This is a genomic window from Streptomyces sp. XY006 (assembly GCF_002237655.1).
Lineage (GTDB): Bacteria > Actinomycetota > Actinomycetes > Streptomycetales > Streptomycetaceae > Streptomyces > Streptomyces levis.
Map to the genome: position 1 here is coordinate 158,532 of NZ_NOKT01000014.1, position 22,188 is coordinate 180,719.

Here is a 22,188-nt window from a genome sequence, read left to right on the forward strand (position 1 = left end):
TCCAACGGGAGCGGCCTCCTCCGACCATACGGTCGGAGGAGGCCGCTCCCGTTTCGTCATCCGGCCAGGTCAGCCGAAGCGGCCTCCGTTGCCGTTCCCGTTGCCGCCGCCGTTGTCCTGCCCGCGGAAGAAGCCCTCCGGGATGGAGAACGACGGAGTCGGGAAGGGCTCGCCGCCGCCTCCGCCGCCGTTGTTGTTGCCGCCCACCAGGCCGCCGATGAAGCCGTCGTTGCCGCCGTTGTCACCGTTGTTCCCGTCGTCACGGCCGCCGTCGCCACCGTCGTCCCCGTCGCCGCGGTCGCGGTCGATGCCGTCGGGGATGTGGACGTCGTTGAACCGCTCGACGGGCTTGCCCTCCAGCGCGCCGGACATCATGTCGCGCCAGATCGGGCCCGGGACCTCACCACCGAAGACCTTGCTGTGCGAGCGGCCGCCGATGGTGATGTTGACCATCTTCCGCTTGTGCGCGGGGTCGCCGACCCACACCGCGCCGGCCATGTTCGGCGTGTAGCCCACGAACCAGGCCGCGTAGCGCTCGTCCGTCGTACCCGTCTTGCCCGCGCTGGGCCGGCCGTCCAGGCCCGCCTTCGAACCCGTGCCGTCCTCGACGACGCCCTTCAGCAGCCCGTTGATCGTGTCGGCGGTCTCCTCCGACATGGCGCGCGAGCACGTCGACTTCGGGACCTCGAGCTTCTTGGACGCGTCGCCGACCCGCTGGCTGACCGACTCGATGGCCACCGGCGTGCAGTACATGCCCCGCGAGGCGAAGGTGGCGTACGCGTTCGCCATGGTCAGCGGGGACATCTCCTGCGTGCCGAGGGCGATGGAGGGGACCTGCGGCATCTTGTCGCCGTCGGCCCGCACGACGCCCATCTTCTTCGCCATGGTCGTCACCGGGCAGATGCCGATGTCGCTGATCATCTGCACGTAGTAGGTGTTGACCGACTTGGCGGTCGCCTCCTTCATGTCGTACGGGCCGACCTCGGACTCGTTCTCGTTCTCCAGCCGGGCCGGGTTGCTCCGGTCGTTCTGCCAGGTCTTGCCGTCACAGGCGGAGACCGGCGAGGGGTAGGCCATCCGGTACGGCGACGAGTACACCTTGTTCGACGGCATGCCGTCCTCGAGGGCGGCCGCGGCCACAATCGGCTTGAACGTCGAACCGGGCTGGTAGCCCATGCCGCCGCCCATGGACTGGTCGACGGAGAGGTTGATCTGCGTCTCGTTCTTCTTGAAGCCGTACGGACGCGACTGGCCCATGGCGAGGATCTTGCCGGTGCCGGGCTGGACGACGGTGGCGGCGGTGGCCACGTCGTCGCTCTTGTAGACGTGGTCCTTGATGGACCGCTGGGCCGCGTCCTGGGCCTGCGGGTCCATCGTCGTGCGGATGGTGAGGCCGCCCTGGTTCCAGATCTTCGCCCGGGCCTTGCGGGACTTGCCGAAGACCGGGTCCGTCAGGAAGACCTCGCGCACGTAGTCACAGAAGAAGCCCGCGCCCTTGACCGCCGTGATGCAGCCGTTGCGGGGCTTGCTGACCTTCAGGCCCAGCGGGGCCTTCATCGCCTCGGCGGCCTGCGCCCGGGAGATGTCGCCGACCTCGGCCATGCGGCGCAGCACGATGTTGCGGCGCTTGGTGGCCTCCGCCTCGTCGTTGACCGGGTCGTAGCGGCTGGGCGACTGGACGATGCCGGCGAGGAGGGCCGCCTCCTGGACGTTGAGGTCCTTGGCCGACTTGGAGAAGTAGCGCCGGGCCGCGGCCTCGACGCCGTAGGCCTGCTGGCCGAAGAACGTGATGTTCAGGTAGTTCTCGAGGATCTTCTTCTTGCCCAGCTCCTCCTCGACCTGGATCGCGTACTTGAGCTCGCGGATCTTGCGGCCGATGGTCTGCTGGGTGGCCTGCGCGACCTTCGTCGGGTCGTCGCCGGCCTCCTCGACGAAGACGTTCTTCACGTACTGCTGGGTGAGCGTCGAGGCGCCCTGGGCGACCTCGCCGCTGCGCGCGTTCTTGTTGAGGGCGCGCAGCACGCCCTTGAGGTCGACCGCTCCGTGCTCGTAGAAGCGCGAGTCCTCGATCGCGACGATCGCCTTCTGCACGTACGGCGACATGTCCTTGAGGGGGACCACCGTGCGGTCGCGCGAGTAGACGGTGGCGATCTGGCCGCCGTCCGCGTCGAGGATGCTGGTGCGCTGACTCAGCGGCGGGGTCTTGAGGTTGGCCGGGAGCTCGTCGAAGCTCTCGACGGATCCCTTCGCCGCCAGCCCCAGCGCGCCCACCGCGGGCAGCGCGATGCCGGCCAGCACGGCCCCCGCGAGGACACTGACACCGAGGAACTTGGCGGCCTGCTGCGTGGGAGACAGACCACCGCCCGAGCGCTTCTTTGGCATGAGGGCAGCCTACGTTCTCATTCGCCGGACAGGCGTATATGCCTTGGCCTAAGCTGCTCCCAACTGTCACAACAGTGAGGCCACGTATCAATACGTCCGGCGACCCCGAATCGTTCCGGATGTTCCCCGACTTTTTTGGTGGGGTCGTGTCCGAATCCGCCTTGTGTGTCATGCGGCGTCCGGTGTGACGCAACTGAACTGTCCCGTTTTGACGGGAAAGTCACGTATGTCACCAGCTCACTCCCCCGGGTGATCTGCCGCTTACCCATAGTCCGTTCGGGCCATTCAAGATTGGGCCCGCTGGGGGTGTTGCGCTGTGCCCACCTTCCGTAACGTCCTCAACTGGCGGCGGTGAATATGCCGCTGCCGCCGTGGGGGAGCCTCGATTCGGGAGAGGACGGCGCCGGTATGGGCTGGGTAACCGACTGGAGTGCGCAGGCGGCCTGCCGCACTACCGATCCGGATGAACTGTTCGTTCAAGGAGCAGCGCAGAACAGGGCCAAGGCGGTGTGCACCGGATGCCCGGTGCGCACGGAGTGCCTGGCCGACGCGCTGGACAACCGCGTCGAGTTCGGCGTGTGGGGAGGCATGACGGAGCGGGAGCGCCGCGCACTGCTGCGCAGGCGGCCGACGGTGACCTCCTGGCGCCGGCTGCTGGAGACGGCGCGTACGGAGTACGAGCGCGGCACGGGTGTCGTGCCCCTCGACGACGACGAGATCTACGAGAACTACGCGGCGGTGAGCTGAGCGCCTCCGGGAGCTCCGCAGGTCCGAGGGCCCTTCGGCGGGCCCTTCGCCATCACCGGGCCCTTCGCCATCACCGGGTCCTTCGCCGTCACGGGCTTCGCCTGGGCGTGCTCAGGCCGGCCGGCAGTGCTCAGGCCACCGGACCGTGCTCGGGTCACCTGGCCGTGCTCAGGCCACCTGACCTGCTCAGGCACTTGCCCCGGGCATCGCGGACGGGTCGGGCAGCTCGCGTTCGTCGGCGGCGAGGCGGTCGCCGATGGCGCGCAGGCCCGCGAGGTCGTGCACATCGCCGGCCAGCGCGGCCACTTCCGTCACGGCCACCTCGGGGTGGAGCGCGGTGAAGCGGTCACGCGTGCGCTGCTCGCGGGAGAGCAACTGCATCCGGTCGGCGTGCAGCCGCAGCAGGCCGGCCGTGAGCTGGTCGACGGACCGCTCGGCCGAGCCGGGTGCCTGGGCGTCCTCGATGCCTTCGGTGTCCTCTGCGTCCTCGGCGTCCTCGGCGGGGGAGCCACCGTCGGATGCCGGACCAGCGGCACGAGCTGGTGTTTCGGGCGTGGGAGAGGTTGAACTGTCCTGTGTGTCGGGGGAGTTACGAAGTACTGCTTTCCCGCCCTCCTGATCCACAATGCGGGGCTCTTCAAGATTTTCCGCGGCGGCGAGCGCCCGCTCGGCCGACAGCCGGTCGGCGCCGCTGCCGTGGACCCGGTTGAGCACCAGACCCGCCAGCGGCATGTCCTCCGCGGCCAGGCGCTCCACGAAGTAGGCGGCCTCGCGCAGCGCGTCCCGCTCCGGGGCCGCGACCACGAGGAACGCCGTGCCGGGGGCCTGGAGGAGCTTGTACGTGGCGTCCGCGCGCGTGCGGAAGCCGCCGAACGTCGTGTCCATCGCGGAGACGAACGTCTGGACGTCCTTCAGGAGCTGACCGCCCAGCAGCTTGCCGAGGGTGCCGGTCATCATCGACATGCCGACGTTCAGGAACTTCATCCCGGCGCGGCCGCCCAGCTTCGCCGGGGCCGTCAGCAGCCGGATCAGCCGCCCGTCCAGGAACGACCCGAGCCGCTTGGGCGCGTCCAGGAAGTCCAGCGCCGAGCGGGACGGCGGGGTGTCGACGACGATCAGGTCCCACTCGTCCCGGGCGCGCAGTTGCCCGAGCTTCTCCATCGCCATGTACTCCTGCGTGCCCGCGAAGCCCGCCGAGAGCGACTGGTAGAAGGGGTTGCCCAGGATCGCGGCCGCCCGCTCGGGGTCCGCGTGCGCCTCGACGATCTCGTCGAAGGTGCGCTTCATGTCGAGCATCATCGCGTGCAGCTCGCCGCCCGCGGAGTCGTCGATGCCCTTCACCCGGCGCGGGGTGTTGTCCAGGGAGTCGATGCCCATGGACTGGGCGAGCCGGCGGGCCGGGTCGATGGTCAGCACGACGACCTTACGGCCCCGCTCGGCCGCGCGCAGGCCCAGCGCGGCGGCCGTCGTGGTCTTGCCGACCCCGCCCGAGCCGCAGCACACCACGATCCGGGTCTTCGGGTCCTGCAGCAGCGGGTCGATGTCGAGCAGGCGCGCGGGGGCGAGGTGGGGGCGGGCCGCGTCGTGCGTGTGGGCCGGGTCCGGACGGCTCATGACATCCCCTGCTTCCGACTCGTGACGGGCCATGCGTGTCGCGACTCCCTGACGGGCCTTGCCGACCCCACCGGGCTCGTGCTCGTGGCGGGCTTGGCCTGCCCCACCGCGCTCGTGCCACTGGCGGGCCTTGCTCGTCCCTGGCTCATGAGACGCCCTGTTCGCGCAGCTCGCGGGCCAGTGCGTACAGCCCCGCCAGGTCCATGCCCTCGGCGAACAGCGGCAGTTCGTGCAGCGGCAGGCCCAGCTCGGCGAGGACCGCGCGCTGCTCGTGCTCCAGCGCGTACCGCTCGGCGTACTCCTCGGCCTGGGTGAGCAGCGGGTCCACCAGCCGCTCCGCGTGCCCGCCGCGCCGCGCCCCGCCGAGCCCGGCGGACGACAGCGACCGCGCGACCGAAGAACGCGGGACCGTCCGTACGAGTTCCAGGTCGGCCGCGTCCAACACCTCCGGGCGCACCATGTTCACGATGATCCGCCCCACCGGCAGCCGCGCCGACCGCAGCTCGGCGATGCCGTCCGCGGTCTCCTGGACGGGCATCTCCTCCAGCAGCGTGACCAGGTGCACGGCCGTCTCGGGCGACTTCAGCACCCGCATCACGGCCTGCGCCTGATTGTGTATCGGGCCGATCTTCGCCAGCCCCGCCACCTCGTCGTTGACGTTCAGGAAACGGGTGATGCGCCCGGTGGGCGGGGCGTCCATGACGACGTAGTCGTACACGAACCGGCCGCTGCGCTCCTTGCGCCGCACCGCCTCGCAGGCCTTGCCGGTGAGGAGGACGTCCCTCAGGCCGGGCGCGATGGTGGTGGCGAAGTCGATCGCGCCGAGCTTCTTCAGGGCCCGGCCGGCGCTGCCCAGCTTGTAGAACATCTGGAGGTAGTCCAGAAGGGCCAGTTCGGGGTCGATGGCGAGTGCGTACACCTCCCCGCCCCCGGGAGCGACGGCGATCTTCCGCTCCTCATAAGGCAGCGCTTCGGTCTCGAAGAGCTGCGCGATGCCCTGACGGCCCTCGACCTCGACGAGAAGCGTCCGCTTCCCCTCCGTGGCCAGGGCCAGCGCTAGGGCCGCGGCCACCGTGGTCTTGCCGGTACCGCCCTTGCCGCTGACGACCTGGAGCCTGCTCACGTATTCGAGCCTAACCAGTCCGTGCCCGGGCTACGCGGGAGGCTGTGGACAACCCGTGCCGGGGCCGGCCCCGGACCGCGGCCGTGACCCCGTACGGACAGGGGCTAAAGTCGGCCGCATGACCAAGTGGGAATACGCAACCGTGCCGCTGCTCGTCCACGCCACGAAGCAGATTCTGGACACCTGGGGCGAGGACGGCTGGGAGCTCGTCCAGGTCGTGCCCGGGCCGAACAACCCCGAGCAGCTCGTCGCCTACCTGAAGCGGGAGAAGCAGTAATGGGCGCCGTCGAGGCGAAGCTGGCCGAGCTCGGCCTGGCCCTGCCCGACGTCGTACCGCCGCTCGCCGCGTACCAGCCGGCCGTGCAGTCCGGCCCGTACGTCTACACCGCCGGGCAGCTCCCGATGGTGGACGGCAAGCTTCCGGTCACCGGCAAGGTCGGCGCGGAGGTCACCCCGGAGGAGGCCAAGGAGCTGGCACGCACGTGCGCGCTGAACGCCCTGGCCGCCGTGAAGTCCGTCGCCGGTGACCTGGACCGCATCGCGCGCGTGGTGAAGGTCGTCGGCTTCGTCGCCTCGGCCTCGGACTTCACCGGCCAGCCCGCCGTGCTGAACGGCGCGAGCGAGCTGCTCGGCGAGGTCCTCGGCGACAAGGGCGTACACGCGCGCAGCGCCGTGGGCGTGGCCGTGCTGCCCCTGGACGCCCCGGTCGAGGTCGAGATCCAGGTGGAGCTCGCGTAGCACCCCGCACCCGTCCGAGCTGCGCGATCCGTACCCGGGGGCCACTCGAACATCCGCCCGTCACGGGATAGCCTCGCGCCCATGGCGAACGGTCAGTGGTACCCCCCGGAGTGGCCGGACCGCATCCGCGCACTCGCGGCCGGCACCCTCACCCCGGTGACCCCCAGGCGCGCGGCCACCGTCATGCTCCTGAAGGACACGGGCAGCGGCCCGGCCGTCCACATGCTGCGCCGACGCGCCTCCATGGCCTTCGCCGGAGGCGCGTACGCGTATCCGGGCGGCGGTGTCGACCCGCGCGACGACGACCACCACGTCCGCTGGGCGGGCCCCACGCGCGCGTGGTGGGCGGACCGGCTCGGCGTCGACGAGACGGCCGCCCAGGCGATCGTCTGCGCGGCCGTGCGGGAGACGTACGAGGAGGCGGGCGTGCTGCTCGCCGGCCCGGCGCCCGACGCGGTCGTCGGGGACACCACCGGCGCCGACTGGGAGACCGACCGCGCCGCCCTGGTCGCGCGGGACCTGTCCTTCGCCGAGTTCCTGGACCGCCGCGGGCTGGTGCTGCGCTCGGACCTGCTCGGCGCCTGGACCCGCTGGATCACCCCCGAGTTCGAGGCCCGCCGCTACGACACCTTCTTCTTCGTGGCCGCCCTCCCCGAGGGGCAGCGCACCCGCAACGCCTCCACGGAGGCCGACCGCACGGTGTGGATCGCCCCGCGTGAGGCGGCCGCCGGGTACGACCGGGGCGAGCTGCTGATGATGCCGCCGACCATCTCGACACTGCGCCAGCTGACGGCGTACGGGACGGCCGCCGACGCCCTCGCCGCGGCCCCGGGCCGTGACCTCACGCCCGTGCTGGCCACCGCCCGGCTGGTGGACGGCGAGATCGTGCTCGCCTGGCCCGGCCACGACGAGTTCACCAAACACATCCCGACCGCCCCGACCGGTGGAGCCCCCGCATGACGGACGCAGCAGCCCTTCCCGGCCGCCCCCGGGGCGGGGTCCTCTCGGGGCCCGCCACCGCGCGGGCCGTCAACGTCCTGGCCCCCAACCCGTCGGCGATGACCCTCGACGGCACGAACACCTGGATCCTGTCCGAGCCGGACTCGGACCTCGCCGTCGTGGTCGACCCGGGCCCGCTCGACGAAGGACACCTGCGCCAGGTCGTCGCCACCGCCGAGCAGGCCGGCCGGCGCGTCGCCCTGACCCTGCTGACCCACGGCCATCCCGACCACGCGGCGGGCGCGGCCCGGTTCGCCGAGCTGACCGGCACGCGCGTGCGTGCGCTGGATCCGGCGCTGCGCCTCGGCGACGAGGGGCTGGCCGCCGGGGACGTCGTCACCACCGGCGGGCTGGAACTGCGCGTCGTCCCCACGCCCGGCCACACCTCGGACTCCCTCTGCTTCCACATCCCGGCCGACGGGGCGGTGCTGACCGGCGACACGGTCCTGGGCCGTGGCACCACGGTCGTGGCCCACCCGGACGGCCGTCTCGGCGACTATCTGGACTCCCTGCGCCGTCTGAGGTCCCTCACGGTCGACGACGGCGTCCACACGGTCCTGCCGGGCCACGGGCCGGTCCTGGAGGACGCCCAGGGCGCCGTCGAGTACTACCTCGCCCACCGTGCCACCCGCCTCGCCCAGGTCGAGACCGCCGTCGAGGACGGCCACCGCAGCCCGGCCGAGGTCGTCGCCCACGTCTACGCCGACGTCGACCGCTCCCTGTGGCCGGCGGCGGAACTGTCCGTACGCGCGCAGCTGGACTACCTGGAGGAGCACGGGCTCATCTAGGAGCTCCCCGGCCGGGCCCGCAGGCGCCGGCTAGGACCAGCCGGGAGGGCGGGGAGCTTTGACGCCGTGCACGCGCGCGTACTCCCCGGCGAGCCAGGGCCCGAGATCGTCCACGTACGACCTGAGGACTACTGCGTCACCCGTCGGCTCCAAGCCCAGAACGGCCGCGTCCCGCATCTGACCGGCACGCTCCGGGTAGAACCCGGCGAACGCCTCGGCCATCTCCCGCAGATCGCTCGTCCAGCCGTTCCAGCGGGGCATGACCAGGGTGAAGCCGGTGCGGACGAGGTGCCGGGACAGGGCACGCACCAGCGTGCGGCGGGCCCCGGCCGTGTCCTCCGCATGGTTCGCGTCGTCGATCCGCCGGCGCCAGCGGGGCAGGAGCAGGTGCAGATCGCCGTTGGTCTCGCGGGCCAGCAGGGTGTGGGGGCGGTAGCGGGGCAGCCGCGCGGCCAGGTCCTCGCCCAGCAGCGGTGTGCACAGACAGGCGACGAACCAGCCCAGGTCGTACCGCTCCAGGTCGCTCAGCAGCCGCGCCCGGCTGAACAGCAGGGTGCCGCACCCGTCGATCTGCCCGAACTCGCCGTCCAGCGCCGCGCCGAGCGCCAGGGCGTCGGCGCGGTCCGTCCCGGTCGGTTCCTCGTGCAGGGCGAGCAGCAGGTCGAGATCGCTGCGGCCCACGCGCGCGGTGCCGCGCGGAACGGACCCGTAGAGGTACGCGCTGTGCAGCCGGGGCCCGAACACGTCCGTCAGGCGCTTCCCGGCCGCGTCGACGACCGGGCGGAAGGAGCGGGGCACGCACGCGAGGGAGCCCTCCCGCATGAGGCGGCCCTGCGCATCGACCCCGGGTCGGCCCGCCGCGCTGCCGGTCGTACGGTCACTCGTGTCGCCGGCCATGCGGTGACTCGTGCCGCCGCTCACGTGGTCATTGGTGCCGCCGGTCATGGGCTCGTTCGTACCGCCGCTCGCGCGATGACTCGTGCTGCCGGTCATGCGTTCGCTCGTGCTGCCGTTCGCGCGGTCACTCGTGCTGCCGGTCATACGGTCACTGTGGCGTGGGCGGGATTGCGGCGCCGCCGGTTTTTTCGAGGCGCCAGGGACCGGTGGGCCGGGGCGTGCACGACGTCGGGCCCCGTCTCCCGGGGAGACAGGGCCCGATGACGTACGGCGGGCTCGCGTCAGCGCGAACGCTTGGCGAGGCGCTCCACGTCCAGGAGGATCACCGCACGGGCCTCCAGGCGGAGCCAGCCGCGCTGGGCGAAGTCCGCCAGGGCCTTGTTGACCGTCTCGCGGGACGCGCCGACCAGCTGGGCGAGCTCCTCCTGCGTGAGGTCGTGCACCACGTGGATGCCCTCCTCCGACTGCACGCCGAACCGGCGCGACAGGTCGAGCAGGGCGCGGGCGACCCGGCCCGGCACGTCCGAGAAGACGAGGTCGGACATCGCGTCGTTGGTCTTGCGCAGCCGGCGGGCGACGGCGCGCAGGAGCGCCGAGGCCACCTCGGGCCGGGCGTTCAGCCAGGGCTGGAGGTCGCCGTGGCCGAGGCCGAGCAGCTTCACCTCGGTCAGCGCGGTGGCCGTCGCCGTGCGCGGACCCGGGTCGAACAGCGACAGCTCGCCGATGAGCTCGCCGGGGCCGACCACGGCCAGCATGTTCTCCCGGCCGTCGGGGGACGTGCGGTGCAGCTTGACCTTGCCCTCGGTGACCACATAGAGGCGGTCACCGGGGTCGCCCTCATGGAACAGCGAGTCACCGCGGGCGAGGGTCACCTCACTCATGGAGGCGCGGAGCTCCGCGGCCTGCTCGTCATCGAGCGCCGCGAAGAGCGGATTGCGCCGCAGAACGTCGTCCACGAGTTCTCTCCCTTTCGACCTGCTCAGGGGATCTTGCTCCCCCGCGTACCAGGGGACCGTGGTGCCCATTTTGCCGGACGGTCCAAACAGTGTGATCTGTCACAAGGATGCCGCACAGGTGTCCCGGGGTACGCGGCAGGGGTCCAATTGGGCGCCGATCTTCGAGGGCCGGGGCGGATGTCAGTCGCTGGCCTTAGGCTGGCCGGGTGTCCAAATCGCCGGTGAGAGCACAGGCCGAGGGGGCTGCGCGGGTGGTTGTACGTCGCGATTCCGCTGTGGGCGAACAGAGCCCCGATGGCGGTAGGAAAACGGCGAAAGCGACAGGGGCGGCTGCGAAGAAGGCCGCTCCTGCGAAGAGGCCCGCGCCTGCGAGGAAAGCGGCTTCTGCGAGTGGCGCCGCGCCTGCGAAGAAAGCGACTTCCGCCAAGAAGGCGGCCTCAGTGAAGAAGGCTGCCTCTGTAAAGAAGGCGGCCTCCGCCAAGAAGGCCGCACCCGCCAAGAAAGCCGCCCCCGCCAGGAAGGCGCCCGCCGCCAAGAAGGTCACCGTCGCGCCCCAGAAGGCCACCGCCCGGGTCAAGGGCGCGGCCCCCGCGAAGGCTGTCGTCCACCCGCCGGGCGACGAGTCGCGCACGGCGCTGGTGCGCCGGGCTCGCCGGATCAACCGCGAGCTCGCCGAGGTCTATCCGTACGCCCACCCCGAGCTGGACTTCGACAACCCCTTCCAGCTCGTCGTCGCCACGGTCCTCTCCGCGCAGACCACCGACCTGCGCGTCAACCAGACGACACCCGCCCTCTTCGCCAAGTACCCCACCCCCGAGGACCTCGCCGCCGCCAACCCGGAGGAGGTCGAGGAGATCCTCCGCCCGACCGGCTTCTTCCGGGCCAAGACCAAGTCGGTCATAGGGCTGTCGAAGGCCCTGGTGGAGGAGTTCGGCGGGGAGGTGCCCGGCCGGCTGGAGGACCTGGTCAAACTGCCCGGTGTCGGCCGCAAGACCGCGTTCGTCGTGCTCGGCAACGCCTTCGGGCGCCCCGGCATCACCGTGGACACGCACTTCCAGCGCCTGGTGCGCCGCTGGCAGTGGACCGCCGAGACCGACCCGGACAAGATCGAGGCCGCGGTCGGCGCGCTCTTCCCGAAGAGCGACTGGACGGACCTCTCGCACCACGTCATCTGGCACGGCCGCCGCATCTGCCACGCCCGCAAGCCCGCCTGCGGCGCCTGCCCGATCGCCCCGCTCTGCCCCGCGTACGGGGAGGGGGAGACGGACCCGGAGAAGGCGAAGAAGCTCCTCAAGTACGAGAAGGGCGGCTTCCCCGGGCAGCGTCTGCGGCCCCCGCAGGCCTATCTGGACGCGGGCGGCAAACCGGCCCCGCCACTGGGGGCCGGATGAGGCGCCCCACCGGCGGTACGGTCCGGGCGGGCCGTACGGGGCCCCGCAGCGGAGGGCTGACGGGGCGTGCTGCCGATCGCGCGAGCCGCCGCGTGCGTCCCGCGCGCTCTCCCGTTCACCCCGCAAGCCCCCCGCATCACCCCACGAGCCCCCCGCAGGGTGGATCGTGTGCCGTTCCGGAACGATCCCGTGGGTGCAGGGCGTTGGAAGCGGCAGGACGACGGGGGTGGCGATGACGCGGGCGAGCGGCACACAGGGCGGGCCGGTGACGGTGACCAAGGAGGGCATGCCCGCCTGGCTGGACCCGGTGGTGCACGCGGTGGAGACGGTCCGGCCGACGCAACTCAGCCGCTTCCTGCCGCCGAAGGACGGCGCCGGGCGGCAGTCCGCCGTGCTGGTCCTCTTCGGGCAGGGCGAGCGCGGGCCCGAGCTGCTGCTGATGGAGCGCGCGAGCTCCCTGCGGACGCACGCCGGCCAGCCCTCGTTCCCGGGCGGCGCCCTCGACCCGGAGGACGGCGACCCGCACGGTGACGGCCCGCTGCGCGCCGCCCTGCGCGAGGCGGAGGAGGAGACGGGCCTCGACCCGGCCGGCGTGCAGCTGTTCGGCGTCCTGCCCCGCCTCTACATCCCGGTCAGCGGTTTCGTCGTGACGCCGGTGCTGGGCTGGTGGCGCGAGCCGAGCCCGGTCGGCGTCGTCGATCCGAACGAGACCGCCCGGGTCTTCACCGTCCCCGTGGTGGATCTCACGGACCCGGCGAACAGGGCGACCACGGTCCACCCCAGCGGCCACCGAGGTCCGGCATTTCTCGTCGAATCGGCCCTTGTCTGGGGTTTCACGGCCGGAATCATCGACCGGCTGCTGCACTACGCGGGCTGGGAGCGGCCCTGGGACCGGGAGAAGCAGGTCCCGCTCGACTGGCGCGCATGACAGGGTGGCCTTCGTGAACGTGCTGGACATCTTGTTGCTGGTCGCCGCCGTGTGGTTCGCGGTCGTCGGGTACCGCCAGGGGTTCGTCGTCGGCATCCTGTCGGTGATCGGCTTCCTGGGCGGTGGCCTCGTCGCGGTCTACGTGCTGCCCGTCATCTGGGACGCGCTCACGGACAACGCGGAGGTGAGCACGACCGCCGCTGTCGTGGCGGTCGTCGTCGTCATCGTCTGCGCGTCCGTAGGCCAGGCCCTCACCACCCACCTCGGCAACAAGCTGCGCCGGCACATCACCTGGTCCCCGGCCCGGGCGCTGGACGCCACCGGCGGCGCCCTGGTCAACGTCGTGGCCATGCTCCTGGTCGCCTGGCTGATCGGCTCGGCCCTCGCGGGCACGACCCTGCCGACGCTCGGCAAGGAGGTCCGCAACTCCAAGGTGCTGCTCGGTGTCTCCCAGGCGCTGCCGGACCAGGCCGCCACCTGGTTCGCGGACTTCTCCTCCGTCCTCGCGCAGAACGGCTTCCCACAGGTCTTCAGCCCGTTCGCGAACGAGCCGATCACCGACGTCCAGCCGCCCGACCCGGCCCTGGCGAACAGCCCGGTCGCGACCCGCGCCCAGCGCTCCATCGTCAAGGTCATGGGCACGGCCCCGAGCTGCGGCAAGGTCCTGGAGGGCACCGGATTCGTCTTCTCCGACCGCCGCGTCATGACCAACGCGCACGTGGTGGGCGGCGTCGACGAGCCCACCGTGCAGATAGGCGGCGAGGGCAAGAAGTACGACGCCAAGGTCGTGCTCTACGACTGGCGGCGCGACATCGCCGTGCTGGACGTGCCGGACCTCAAGGCGCCCGCGCTGCGGTTCACCTCCGAAGACGCGACCAGCGGCGACAGCGCGATCGTCGCGGGCTTCCCGGAGAACGGGGCGTACGACGTGCGGGCCGCGCGCGTGCGGGGCCGCATCACGGCCAACGGCCCGGACATCTACCACCGCGGCACGGTCCGCCGCGACGTCTACTCCCTCTACGCGACCGTCCGCCAGGGCAACTCCGGCGGCCCGCTCCTCACGCCCGACGGCAAGGTCTACGGCGTGGTGTTCGCCAAGTCCCTCGACGACGCCGAGACGGGATACGCGCTCACCGTGGACGAGATCCAGGACGACATCACCAAGGGCCGCACCGCCAACCGGCAGGTGGGCAGCGACAGCTGCGCCCTGTAGGGACGGTCCTGGAGCCGGGTGCGCCGGCGCGTCCCGCGCAGGTCACTCGCGGGGGTGACGCGTCAGTCGCGTGTGTGGCGCAGCCGTACGGAGACCCAGCGGGCCCGGCGGCGGAGGATGCGCGGGATCCCGACCCGGGGGTCGGCGGTCGCCATCTGCGGTGCACCGCTGCGTTGGTGGGGGTTCGCTCCGCCCGCCGAGCGGCGATTGCGGCTTGCGTCACTGTAATCGTGCGTCCAGCCCATACCCCGACGTGTGCCCCCGCCGCATGGTCGATAACCGCCTCCGGCGGGTCCAATTGGCCTATGCGCCGGGCAAGTGGCCGTTCGTAGGACAAGCGTTCAGGCGGGGCGTACTGGACGGGGTCGCGCGGTCACTGATTGGGGTTCAGCCGGTCACCGGCCGGGGGTCGCGCGGTCACCGGTCGGGTTCGGGATCCCGCAGCCAGTTGATGAGTTCCGCGGAGAAGGCGACCGGGTCCTCCTCGTGCGGGAAGTGGCCGAGACCGTCGAACAGCCGCCAGCGGTAGGGGGCTTCGACGTACTCGCCGGAGCCGGCCGCGCTGCGCGTGCGCATCACCGGGTCGAGCGAGCCGTGCAGATGGAGCGTCGGCACGCGCACCGGCCGCTTCATCCGCCGGTTGAACTGGATACCGTCCGGGCGGGCCAGGGAGCGCACCATCCAGCGGTACGGCTCGACCGCGCAGTGCGCCGCCGAGGGGATGCACATGGCGCGGCGGTAGTTCTCCAGCGCCTCCTCCTCGGGCGGGCGCGGCCCGGACCACTCCTGGATCAGCTCGGCCACCAGCGCCCCGTCGTCGGCGGTGAGCTGCCGTTCCGGGATCCAGGGCCGCTGGAACCCCCAGATGTGTGAACCGGCGCGGGTCTGCTTGACGTCCCGCAGCATGGCCGAGCGCCAGCGCCGCGGGTGCGGCATGGAGGAGACCGCCAGCCGCCGCACCAGCTTGGGGCGCATCGCGGCGGCCGTCCACGCCAGGTATCCGCCCAGGTCGTGACCGACGAGCGCGGCGTCCGGCTCGCCCAGCGAGCGGATGACCCCGGTGACGTCGAGCGCGAGGTTGGCGGGGTCGTAGCCGCGCGGTGTGCGGTCGCTGCCCCCGACACCGCGCAGGTCCATCGCGACGGCCCGGAAGCCGGCGTCGGCGAGCGCCACCAGCTGGTGCCGCCAGGTCCACCAGAACTGCGGGAAACCGTGCAGCAGCAGCACCAGCGGCCCGTCGCCCAGCTCGGCGATGTGGAAGCGGGCGCCGTTGGCGGCGACGTCGCGGTGGCTCCAGGGGCCGTCCAGGAGGACGGCCGAGGCCGGTTGTGCCGGGGCAGGGGCGGGGTCCGTCATGACGACGAGCGTGCCACAGCCTCGATGGCCTCGGGGACCCGGTCCTGCGTGAGCTCCGGACGCGGGTGCGGCTTGGCGTTCTGCAGGACGACCGCGCTCTCCTTCATCGAGGCGGCGACCTTCTGCGGGCCCTTGCTCTTCTTGGCCTTCTTCGCGAAGACCACGCCGATCAGCGCGAGGACGAGCGCGACCAGCACGTTCGCCGCGAAGGACAGCAGGAAGCAGACGGCGAGGTTCCACTCGCTCCAGGTGCGGATGCCGTACGCCAGCGCGAAGTTCAGCATCGGCAGGGAGAAGATCAGCACCGCGCCGGCCAGCGAGAACGCGCCGCCGCTGGTCGCGCCGCGCTTGACGTCCTGCTTGAGCTGGGCCTTGGCCAGCGCGATCTCGTCGTGCACCAGCGCCGACATGTCCGCCGTCGCCGAGGCGAACAGCTGGCCGATGCTGCGTTCGGCGCCGACCGGGCTGCCGTCGGGTGCGCTCATCGCGGTCTCCCTCTTCTGCGTACGGTCCGATTTCCGCGTCCTGTGCCTGACTCGCCACAGTCGTCCGACTGCGTACGGCCTGACTGCGTACGGTCCCGTCTTTTGTACCGTCTCGTCAGATCATGCCGGACCGTCGCGGTCATCGCCTGCCCCGCCCGGCACTTCGGCAAGCCCGTGGCGCGCGTCTGCCTTCTCCTGGGCGATCCGGCGGTGCTCGGCGGCCTTGCGTTCGTAGCGCTCGGCCAGGCGCAAGTGGTAGGCCGGGTCGTCCTCCTCGTAGATGTCCGGGATGCCGTCGGCGTCCTCGTCGCGCTCCTCTTCCTCCCACAGACGGCGGTACTTGGCGTTCCGGATCTTCAGCAGGACGGTCGCGAGGACCGCGGCGACGAGCGAGCCCGTCAGCACCGCGGCCTTGACCGCGCCGGTCATGGCCTGGTCGCCCTCGAAGGCGAGTTCGCCGATGAGCAGCGAGACCGTGAAGCCGATGCCGGCCAGGCTCGCCACGGCGAACACGTCCGCCCATTCCAGGTCCTCGCTGAGCGAGGCCCGGGTGAAACGGGCCGTCAGCCACGTCCCGCCGAAGATGCCGAGCGCCTTGCCGACGACCAGCCCGAGCACGACCCCGAGGGTCTCGGGGGTGGTGAACACCTCGGCGAGCGCCCCGCCGGACACGGCGACACCCGCGCTGAACAGCGCGAACAGCGGTACGGCCAGTCCGGCCGACAGCGGCCGCACGAGGTGCTCGATGTGCTCGCCGGGGGAGTGGGCCTCGCCCTCCTTGCGGTGGCAGCGCAGCATCAGGCCCATGGCGACACCGGCGATGGTGGCGTGGACGCCGCTGTTGTACATCAGCGCCCAGATCACCAGCGCGAGCGGCACGTACACGTACCAGCCGCGTACGCCGGCCCGCAGCAGCAGCCAGAAGACGACCAGGCCCGCCACGGCACCGCCGAGCGCGGCGAAGTTCAGCCCGTCCGTGAAGAACACGGCGATGATCAGGATCGCGAAGAGGTCGTCGACGACGGCGAGCGTGAGCAGGAACGCCCGCAGCGCGCTCGGCAGGGACGTGCCGATGACGGCGAGCACGGCGAGCGCGAAGGCGATGTCGGTGGCGGTCGGCACGGCCCAGCCGGCCAGGGAACCGCCGCCGGTGACGTTGGTGAGGGTGTAGACGAGCGCCGGTACGGCCATGCCGCACAGGGCGGCCACGACCGGGAGCGCGGCGGCCTTGGGGTCGCGCAGATCACCGGCGACGAGTTCGCGTTTGAGTTCGATACCGGCGACGAAGAAGAAGATCGCGAGCAGTCCGTCGGCGGCCCAGTGCGCGACCGACAGGTCGAGGCCGAGGGCGGCGGGGCCGAAGTGGAAGTCGGCGACGCTCTCGTAGCTGTCGTGCAGCCCGGGGATGTTCGCCCACAGCAGCGCGGCGACCGCGGCGACGAGCAGCAGCACCCCGCCGACCGTCTCGGTGCGCAGCGCGTCCGCCACGTAGGTCCGCTCGGGGAGCGAGAGCCGTCCGAGGACCTTGCGGGGGGTGCTGGAGCGGGGCGCGGTCACGGGGAGGACCTCCGGTCGGTGGGCAGGGCTGAGCGCTTGCCGACCAGACTTCCCGGCGCACCATGGAGCACTTGTTTTTCTTAGTTTAGCTAAGGGTGTGGTCGCCCGCACCCCCTGATCTGCGCCGGGGGTGTGCGGCGGAGTGTGCGAAGGGCACCCGGCGGACCGACCGCCGGGTGCCCTTGCTGGCCTGCGCCATGCGCGTGGGTGATCAGTCCTCGCTGGGCGCGGCCGGCAGCTTGGCCTGGATGAGGTCCATGACCGTGGAGTCCGTCAGCGTGGTGACGTCACCGAGCTGGCGGTTCTCGGCGACGTCCCGGAGCAGCCGGCGCATGATCTTGCCGGAGCGGGTCTTGGGCAGCTCGGCCACCGGCAGGATCCGCTTCGGCTTGGCGATCGGGCCCAGGGTGTTGCCCACGTGCGTGCGCAGCTCGGCGACCAGGGTCTCGGTCTCGGCGGCCGTCCCGCGCAGGATCACGAACGCGACGATCGCCTGCCCGGTCGTCTCGTCCGCCGCGCCGACCACGGCCGCCTCGGCGACCGACGGGTGCGAGACGAGGGCCGACTCGACCTCGGTGGTGGAGATGTTGTGCCCGGAGACGAGCATGACGTCGTCGACCCGGCCGAGCAGCCAGATGTCGCCGTCGTCGTCCTTCTTGGCGCCGTCACCGGCGAAGTACCTGCCCTCGAAGCGCGACCAGTACGTGTCGATGAACCGCTGGTCGTCGCCCCAGATGGTGCGCAGCATCGACGGCCACGGCTCGGTCAGCACCAGGTAGCCACCGCCGCCGTTCGGCACCTCGTTCGCCTCGTCGTCCACGACGGTCGCGGAGATGCCGGGCAGCGGCGTCTGCGCCGAGCCGGGCTTGGTGGCGGTCACGCCCGGCAGCGGGGTGATCATCATGGCGCCGGTCTCGGTCTGCCACCAGGTGTCGACGATCGGGGTGCGGTCGCCGCCGATGTTCTTGCGGTACCAGATCCAGGCCTCGGGGTTGATCGGCTCGCCCACCGAGCCCAGCACGCGCAGGCTGGACAGGTCGAACTTGGCGGGGATGTCGTCGCCCCACTTCATGAACGTGCGGATCGCGGTCGGCGCCGTGTAGAGGATCGTGACGCCGTACTTCTGGACGATCTCCCAGAAGCGGCCCTGGTGCGGGGTGTCGGGCGTGCCCTCGTACATGACCTGGGTCGCGCCGTTGGCCAGCGGGCCGTAGACGATGTACGAGTGGCCGGTGACCCAGCCGACGTCGGCGGTGCACCAGTAGACGTCGGTCTCCGGCTTGAGGTCGAAGACGGCGTGGTGGGTGTAGGCGGTCTGGGTGAGGTAGCCGCCGGAGGTGTGCAGGATGCCCTTCGGCTTACCCGTGGTGCCCGAGGTGTACAGGATGAACAGCGGGTGCTCGGCGTCGAAGGCCTGCGGGGTGTGCTCCGCGCTCTGGCGGCCCACCAGGTCGTCCCACCACACGTCGCGGCCCTCGGTGAAGGCGACCTCCTGGCCCGTGCGGCGCACGACCAGGACGTGGTCGACGTTGCCCGCCTTCGTCACGGCCTCGTCCACGGCCGGCTTGAGCGCGGACGGCTTGCCGCGCCGGTAGCCGCCGTCGGCGGTGATGACCACGCGCGCGTCGGCGTCCTGGATGCGGGTGGCGAGGGCGTCCGAGGAGAAACCGCCGAAGACGACCGAGTGGGCGGCGCCGATCCGGGCGCAGGCCAGCATCGCGATCGCCGTCTCGGGGATCATCGGCATGTAGACGGCGACCCGGTCCCCGGCCTGAACTCCCAGCTCCAGCAGCGCGTTGGCCGCCCTGGAGACCTCGTCCTTGAGCTCGGCGTAGGTGAGGGCGCGGCTGTCGCCCGGCTCGCCCTCGAAGTGGATGGCGACCCGGTCGCCGTGGCCGGCCTCGACGTGCCGGTCGACGCAGTTGTAGGCGACGTTGAGCTCGCCGTCCTTGAACCACTTGGCGAACGGCGGGTTCGACCAGTCGAGCGTCTCGGTGGGCTCCTTGGCCCAGGTCAGCCGGCGGGCCTGCTCGGCCCAGAAGCCGAGCCTGTCAGCCTTGGCCTGTTCATACGCCTCCGCGGTGACGTTGGCGTTCGCGGCCAGGTCGGCGGGGGGTGCGAACCTGCGCTCTTCCTTGAGCAGGTTGGCCAGGCTTTCGTTGCTCACGGCATCTGCCTTTCCCAGGGTGTCCGTTGTGTCCCAGGCCACAGCTCATCAGACCCGGGGGTGCGATGACAAGGGCCGACCGCCGATTGGTTTAGACCTGTCCGGCGGTGCTGTCGGCGGCCGGGGTCATCCGTACCCACGGACGCCGACCAGGGAAAGTTCAGCAAATGTAACGACGGTCACGCGGGAGCGGCCGGGGGCTGGGAGGTGGTGGGAGTGGCTTGGGGGCGGGGGGCCGGGCCGGCGCCCGACCCTGGGGCGGGCGTCGGTGGGCAGGGGCTCGGGCGGGAGGCTCCGGTGTGAGGGCGTCGGTGGGCGGGGCCCGACTAGAGGACTCCGGTGGGTGGCAGGGTGCGCGTGCCCCAGGCGCGGGGGCCCGCGCACCCGGCCCGGCGGCCCGCTGGCCGAGTGCCGGACTGTTGGGTCGACCGGCTCACGTCGGTGCGCCGCTGCCGGTCGACCCGGCTCATGCCGTCAGGTCCGTCATGCCGTCAGGTCCGTCTCCCGGACCCGGTCGAAGGCGCCGCCGCCCTCCGCGTCGGTGAGCAGGTACGACTCGGCCTCACCCACGTGGAAGTACATCCCGTGCAGCTCCAGCGTGCCCTCCTCGATGGCCCGGGCCACCGAGTCGTGGGCGCGCAGGTGTTCCAGCTGCTGGACGACGTTGATCAGGCAGAGCTGCTCGACCGGGTCCTCGGGCGCCCGTCCGGCCAGGCTGCCCCAGGGCCGGCTGCCGTCGGCCATGCGCTCCACGCTCGGCCGTCCGTGCCGCAGCCACCGCTCCAGTGGGGTACGGGTGCCTCCCGGCTCGGAGTTGAGCAGGGCCTGCATGGCACCGCAACCCGAGTGCCCGCACACCGTGATGGACCGGACGCGCAGGACGTCCACGGCGTACTCGATCGCTGCTGCCACCGAGTCGTCGCCGCTCTCCTCGCCCGGACGCGGCACGAGGTTGCCCACGTTGCGCACGACGAAGAGGTCGCCCGGACCACTGGAGGTGATCATCGACGTGACCAGTCGTGAGTCGGCGCAGGTCAAAAAGAGCTGCGACGGCCGTTGTCCCTCGCGCGCCAGCCGGGCCAGCTCGCTGCGCACCAGGGGCGCGGTGTTGCGCTGGAAGGCGCTGATGCCACGCGCCAGTTCGTGCCCGCGGCCGGCGCCGGTGGGGTCCGGCTCGGGCCCGTCCGATCCGTCCTCGTTCTTCTCGGGCGGGGGCGTGGACTGCGGGCCTTCGCACTGGTGGTTGCGCCAGGCCGTCCAGGGCCGGCAGCGGCAGTCGGAGACGGTGGAGGGCTCGGAGATGCGCGTGCCGGGGTGCCGGCCGGTGATCTCGACCGTGCCGCCCTGGGCGGTGTGCGTCTTCTGCCAGTCCTGCAGCGTCTCGTACGCCGCGTGGTCCATGAACGACCCGTCCAGCTCGACGACGGTGTCCGCGCCGTGCGGGACGAGATGCAGGGCACGGCTGAGCCGCGGCACCGCGAGGAACGTCAACTGCCCTCTGACGTGTACGTGATGGACTCCTTCCCTCTCCTCGTGCGTGATGCGGGTGCGGGTGAGGCGGTGCAGGGCGACCGCCACGGCCATGGCGATGCCCAGGGCGACGCCCTGGAGGACGCCGAGCGAGACCACGCCCAGGGTGGTGACGGCGTAGACCCACACCTCTCGGTGGCGCGTGACCGTGCGGATGTGGTTCAGCGACACCATCTGGATGCCGACGGACATCACCAGGGCGGCGAGCGAGGCGAGCGGGATGAGCTCCAGGAGCGGGACCATCAGCAGCGTGGCGATCACTACGAGAACGCCGTGCAGCATCGTGGAGTTCCGGCTCACCGCTCCCGCGTTCACATTCGCCGTCGTCCGCACGGCCACGCCGGCGATGGGCAGGCCGCCGAGCGAGCCGGAGACGATGTTGGCGGCGCCCTGCCCGAGCAGTTCCCGGTCGAGGTCGGAGCGGCCGACCCCGGCGGGCAGGCCCGGGCGGCCCGCCACCAGCTTGTCCACGGCCACCGCTCCGAGCAGCGACTGCACGCTGCACACCAGCGTGGTGGTCAACACGGCGGCGACCAGGCCCAGTACGGGGCCCTCGGGCAGGCCCGCCAGGGCGTGGTTGCTCCAGGACGGCAGATCGACCTTGGGCAGGCGCAGACCGGCCAGGGCGGCGGCCGCGGTGGCTCCGGCGACGGCGATGAGCGCGGCCGGGATCTTCCGCAGCAGGCGTCCGGCCCGCCCGGGCAGTCTCGGCCAGAGCAGCAGCAGCGCCAGCGTGAGCGCGCTGACCGATACCGACGCCGGGCGCATCTGCGCCAACTGGGCGGGCAGTGCGCGCAGGTTGTCCGGGACGGAGCTCTGCGGCGTGCCGCCGAGCACGATGTGCAGCTGGGCGACGGCGATGGTGACACCGATGCCGGCGAGCATGCCGTGCACGATGGCGGGGCTGACGGCGAGGGCGCCGCGGGCCACGCGCAGGCAGCCGAGCCCGAGTTGGGCGAGTCCGGCGAGGACGGTGATGGCGCAGGTCGTCCGCCAGCCGTAGCGCTGGATGAGGTCGGCGGTGACGACCGTGAGTCCGGCGGCGGGGCCGCTCACCTGGAGCGGGGAGCCGCCGAGCCATCCGGCGACGAGTCCGCCCACGGCGGCGGCGACGAGGCCGGCCTGGAGCGGGGCGCCGGTGGCGAGGGCGATGCCCAGGGACAGGGGCAGGGCGATCAGGAAGACCGCGATCGAGGCCGACACGTCGGCACCCGCGATGCGGAAGCGGCGGGGGCCGGACGGCGGCGGACTGTGGGGTGGATGAGTGCGTTCGGTGCGGTTCGGGTCGGTGGTACGCGTGGGGACGCAGGCTGACAT

At 71.8% G+C, this 22,188-nt stretch carries 19 protein-coding genes; 8 read left to right on the forward strand and 11 right to left on the reverse strand.

Translation table 11 applies throughout. The features are described from left to right. Nucleotides 1-69: 69 nt before the first annotated feature. Nucleotides 70-2,382 carry a transglycosylase domain-containing protein gene (locus CHR28_RS18285; protein WP_094054716.1) on the reverse strand — a complete coding sequence of 771 codons (2,313 nt, stop codon included), beginning with the start codon at nucleotides 2,380-2,382 and terminating at the stop codon, nucleotides 70-72. A gap of 408 nt (nucleotides 2,383-2,790) precedes the next feature. Here CHR28_RS18285 and wblA point away from each other — a divergent pair, with 408 nt between their 5' ends. After that, complete coding sequence (wblA, locus tag CHR28_RS18295; RefSeq protein ID WP_179272479.1) at nucleotides 2,791-3,129, forward strand: transcriptional regulator WblA; 339 nt, start codon at nucleotides 2,791-2,793, stop codon at nucleotides 3,127-3,129. Between the two features lie 186 nt (nucleotides 3,130-3,315). On the opposite strand, the gene CHR28_RS18300 is transcribed toward wblA, so the two are convergent. Then, the gene (locus CHR28_RS18300; protein WP_094054718.1) at nucleotides 3,316-4,743 is read right to left on the reverse strand and encodes an ArsA family ATPase; all 1,428 of its coding nucleotides are present in this window, start codon (nucleotides 4,741-4,743) and stop codon (nucleotides 3,316-3,318) included. A 145-nt stretch (nucleotides 4,744-4,888) separates the two neighbouring features. Continuing rightward, entirely contained in the window at nucleotides 4,889-5,866 is a 978-nt protein-coding gene (locus CHR28_RS18305) for an ArsA family ATPase (protein WP_094054719.1), read from the reverse strand. Between the two features lie 118 nt (nucleotides 5,867-5,984). Here CHR28_RS18305 and CHR28_RS18310 point away from each other — a divergent pair, with 118 nt between their 5' ends. The 4 genes from CHR28_RS18310 (at nucleotide 5,985) to CHR28_RS18325 (ending at nucleotide 8,391) form a co-directional block, all read left to right on the forward strand. Continuing rightward, a complete protein-coding gene (locus tag CHR28_RS18310) occupies nucleotides 5,985-6,143 on the forward strand; it encodes a DUF4177 domain-containing protein (protein ID WP_003991873.1) in 159 nt (52 codons plus the stop codon). Continuing rightward, on the forward strand, nucleotides 6,143-6,604 hold the full coding sequence (locus CHR28_RS18315; RefSeq protein WP_094054720.1) for a RidA family protein: 462 nt from the start codon (nucleotides 6,143-6,145) through the stop codon (nucleotides 6,602-6,604). Before CHR28_RS18310 ends, CHR28_RS18315 begins: the two co-directional genes overlap by 1 nt. Before the next feature lie 81 nt (nucleotides 6,605-6,685). Next, nucleotides 6,686-7,564 (forward strand): NUDIX hydrolase, encoded by an 879-nt coding sequence (locus CHR28_RS18320; protein WP_094054721.1) that lies wholly within the window; start codon nucleotides 6,686-6,688, stop codon nucleotides 7,562-7,564. Continuing rightward, nucleotides 7,561-8,391: an MBL fold metallo-hydrolase gene (locus tag CHR28_RS18325; protein WP_094054722.1), complete on the forward strand. Its 831-nt coding sequence runs from the start codon at nucleotides 7,561-7,563 to the stop codon at nucleotides 8,389-8,391. Before CHR28_RS18320 ends, CHR28_RS18325 begins: the two co-directional genes overlap by 4 nt. A gap of 30 nt (nucleotides 8,392-8,421) precedes the next feature. On the opposite strand, the gene CHR28_RS18330 is transcribed toward CHR28_RS18325, so the two are convergent. Beyond that, nucleotides 8,422-9,288 (reverse strand): nucleotidyltransferase domain-containing protein, encoded by an 867-nt coding sequence (locus tag CHR28_RS18330; RefSeq protein ID WP_094054761.1) that lies wholly within the window; start codon nucleotides 9,286-9,288, stop codon nucleotides 8,422-8,424. Nucleotides 9,289-9,569: 281 nt separating this feature from the next. Then, the gene (locus CHR28_RS18335) at nucleotides 9,570-10,244 is read right to left on the reverse strand and encodes a Crp/Fnr family transcriptional regulator (RefSeq protein ID WP_031115987.1); all 675 of its coding nucleotides are present in this window, start codon (nucleotides 10,242-10,244) and stop codon (nucleotides 9,570-9,572) included. A gap of 440 nt (nucleotides 10,245-10,684) precedes the next feature. Here CHR28_RS18335 and nth point away from each other — a divergent pair, with 440 nt between their 5' ends. The 3 genes from nth to CHR28_RS18350 all read left to right on the forward strand — a co-directional run bounded on the left by nth (nucleotide 10,685) and on the right by CHR28_RS18350 (nucleotide 13,776). Further along, complete coding sequence (gene nth, locus CHR28_RS18340; protein ID WP_256984295.1) at nucleotides 10,685-11,635, forward strand: endonuclease III; 951 nt, start codon at nucleotides 10,685-10,687, stop codon at nucleotides 11,633-11,635. 232 nt (nucleotides 11,636-11,867) lie between these two features. Beyond that, the gene (locus CHR28_RS18345; RefSeq protein WP_094054762.1) at nucleotides 11,868-12,563 is read left to right on the forward strand and encodes an NUDIX hydrolase; all 696 of its coding nucleotides are present in this window, start codon (nucleotides 11,868-11,870) and stop codon (nucleotides 12,561-12,563) included. Between the two features lie 13 nt (nucleotides 12,564-12,576). Next, entirely contained in the window at nucleotides 12,577-13,776 is a 1,200-nt protein-coding gene (locus CHR28_RS18350) for a MarP family serine protease (protein WP_094054763.1), read from the forward strand. 62 nt (nucleotides 13,777-13,838) lie between these two features. On the opposite strand, the gene CHR28_RS18355 is transcribed toward CHR28_RS18350, so the two are convergent. The 6 genes from CHR28_RS18355 to CHR28_RS18380 all read right to left on the reverse strand — a co-directional run bounded on the left by CHR28_RS18355 (nucleotide 13,839) and on the right by CHR28_RS18380 (nucleotide 22,188). Continuing rightward, the gene (locus CHR28_RS18355) at nucleotides 13,839-14,021 is read right to left on the reverse strand and encodes a hypothetical protein (protein ID WP_078602692.1); all 183 of its coding nucleotides are present in this window, start codon (nucleotides 14,019-14,021) and stop codon (nucleotides 13,839-13,841) included. 172 nt (nucleotides 14,022-14,193) lie between these two features. Beyond that, a complete protein-coding gene (locus tag CHR28_RS18360; RefSeq protein WP_094054724.1) occupies nucleotides 14,194-15,132 on the reverse strand; it encodes an alpha/beta fold hydrolase in 939 nt (312 codons plus the stop codon). Continuing rightward, nucleotides 15,129-15,617 carry a phage holin family protein gene (locus CHR28_RS18365; protein WP_094054725.1) on the reverse strand — a complete coding sequence of 163 codons (489 nt, stop codon included), beginning with the start codon at nucleotides 15,615-15,617 and terminating at the stop codon, nucleotides 15,129-15,131. The genes CHR28_RS18360 and CHR28_RS18365 overlap by 4 nt, the downstream gene beginning before the upstream one ends. A 120-nt stretch (nucleotides 15,618-15,737) precedes the next feature. Then, complete coding sequence (gene nhaA / locus CHR28_RS18370; protein WP_094054726.1) at nucleotides 15,738-17,174, reverse strand: Na+/H+ antiporter NhaA; 1,437 nt, start codon at nucleotides 17,172-17,174, stop codon at nucleotides 15,738-15,740. Nucleotides 17,175-17,385: 211 nt separating this feature from the next. Next, nucleotides 17,386-19,341: an acetate--CoA ligase gene (acs, locus tag CHR28_RS18375; protein WP_094054727.1), complete on the reverse strand. Its 1,956-nt coding sequence runs from the start codon at nucleotides 19,339-19,341 to the stop codon at nucleotides 17,386-17,388. A gap of 483 nt (nucleotides 19,342-19,824) precedes the next feature. Beyond that, the gene (locus CHR28_RS18380; protein ID WP_094054728.1) at nucleotides 19,825-22,188 is read right to left on the reverse strand and encodes a SulP family inorganic anion transporter; all 2,364 of its coding nucleotides are present in this window, start codon (nucleotides 22,186-22,188) and stop codon (nucleotides 19,825-19,827) included.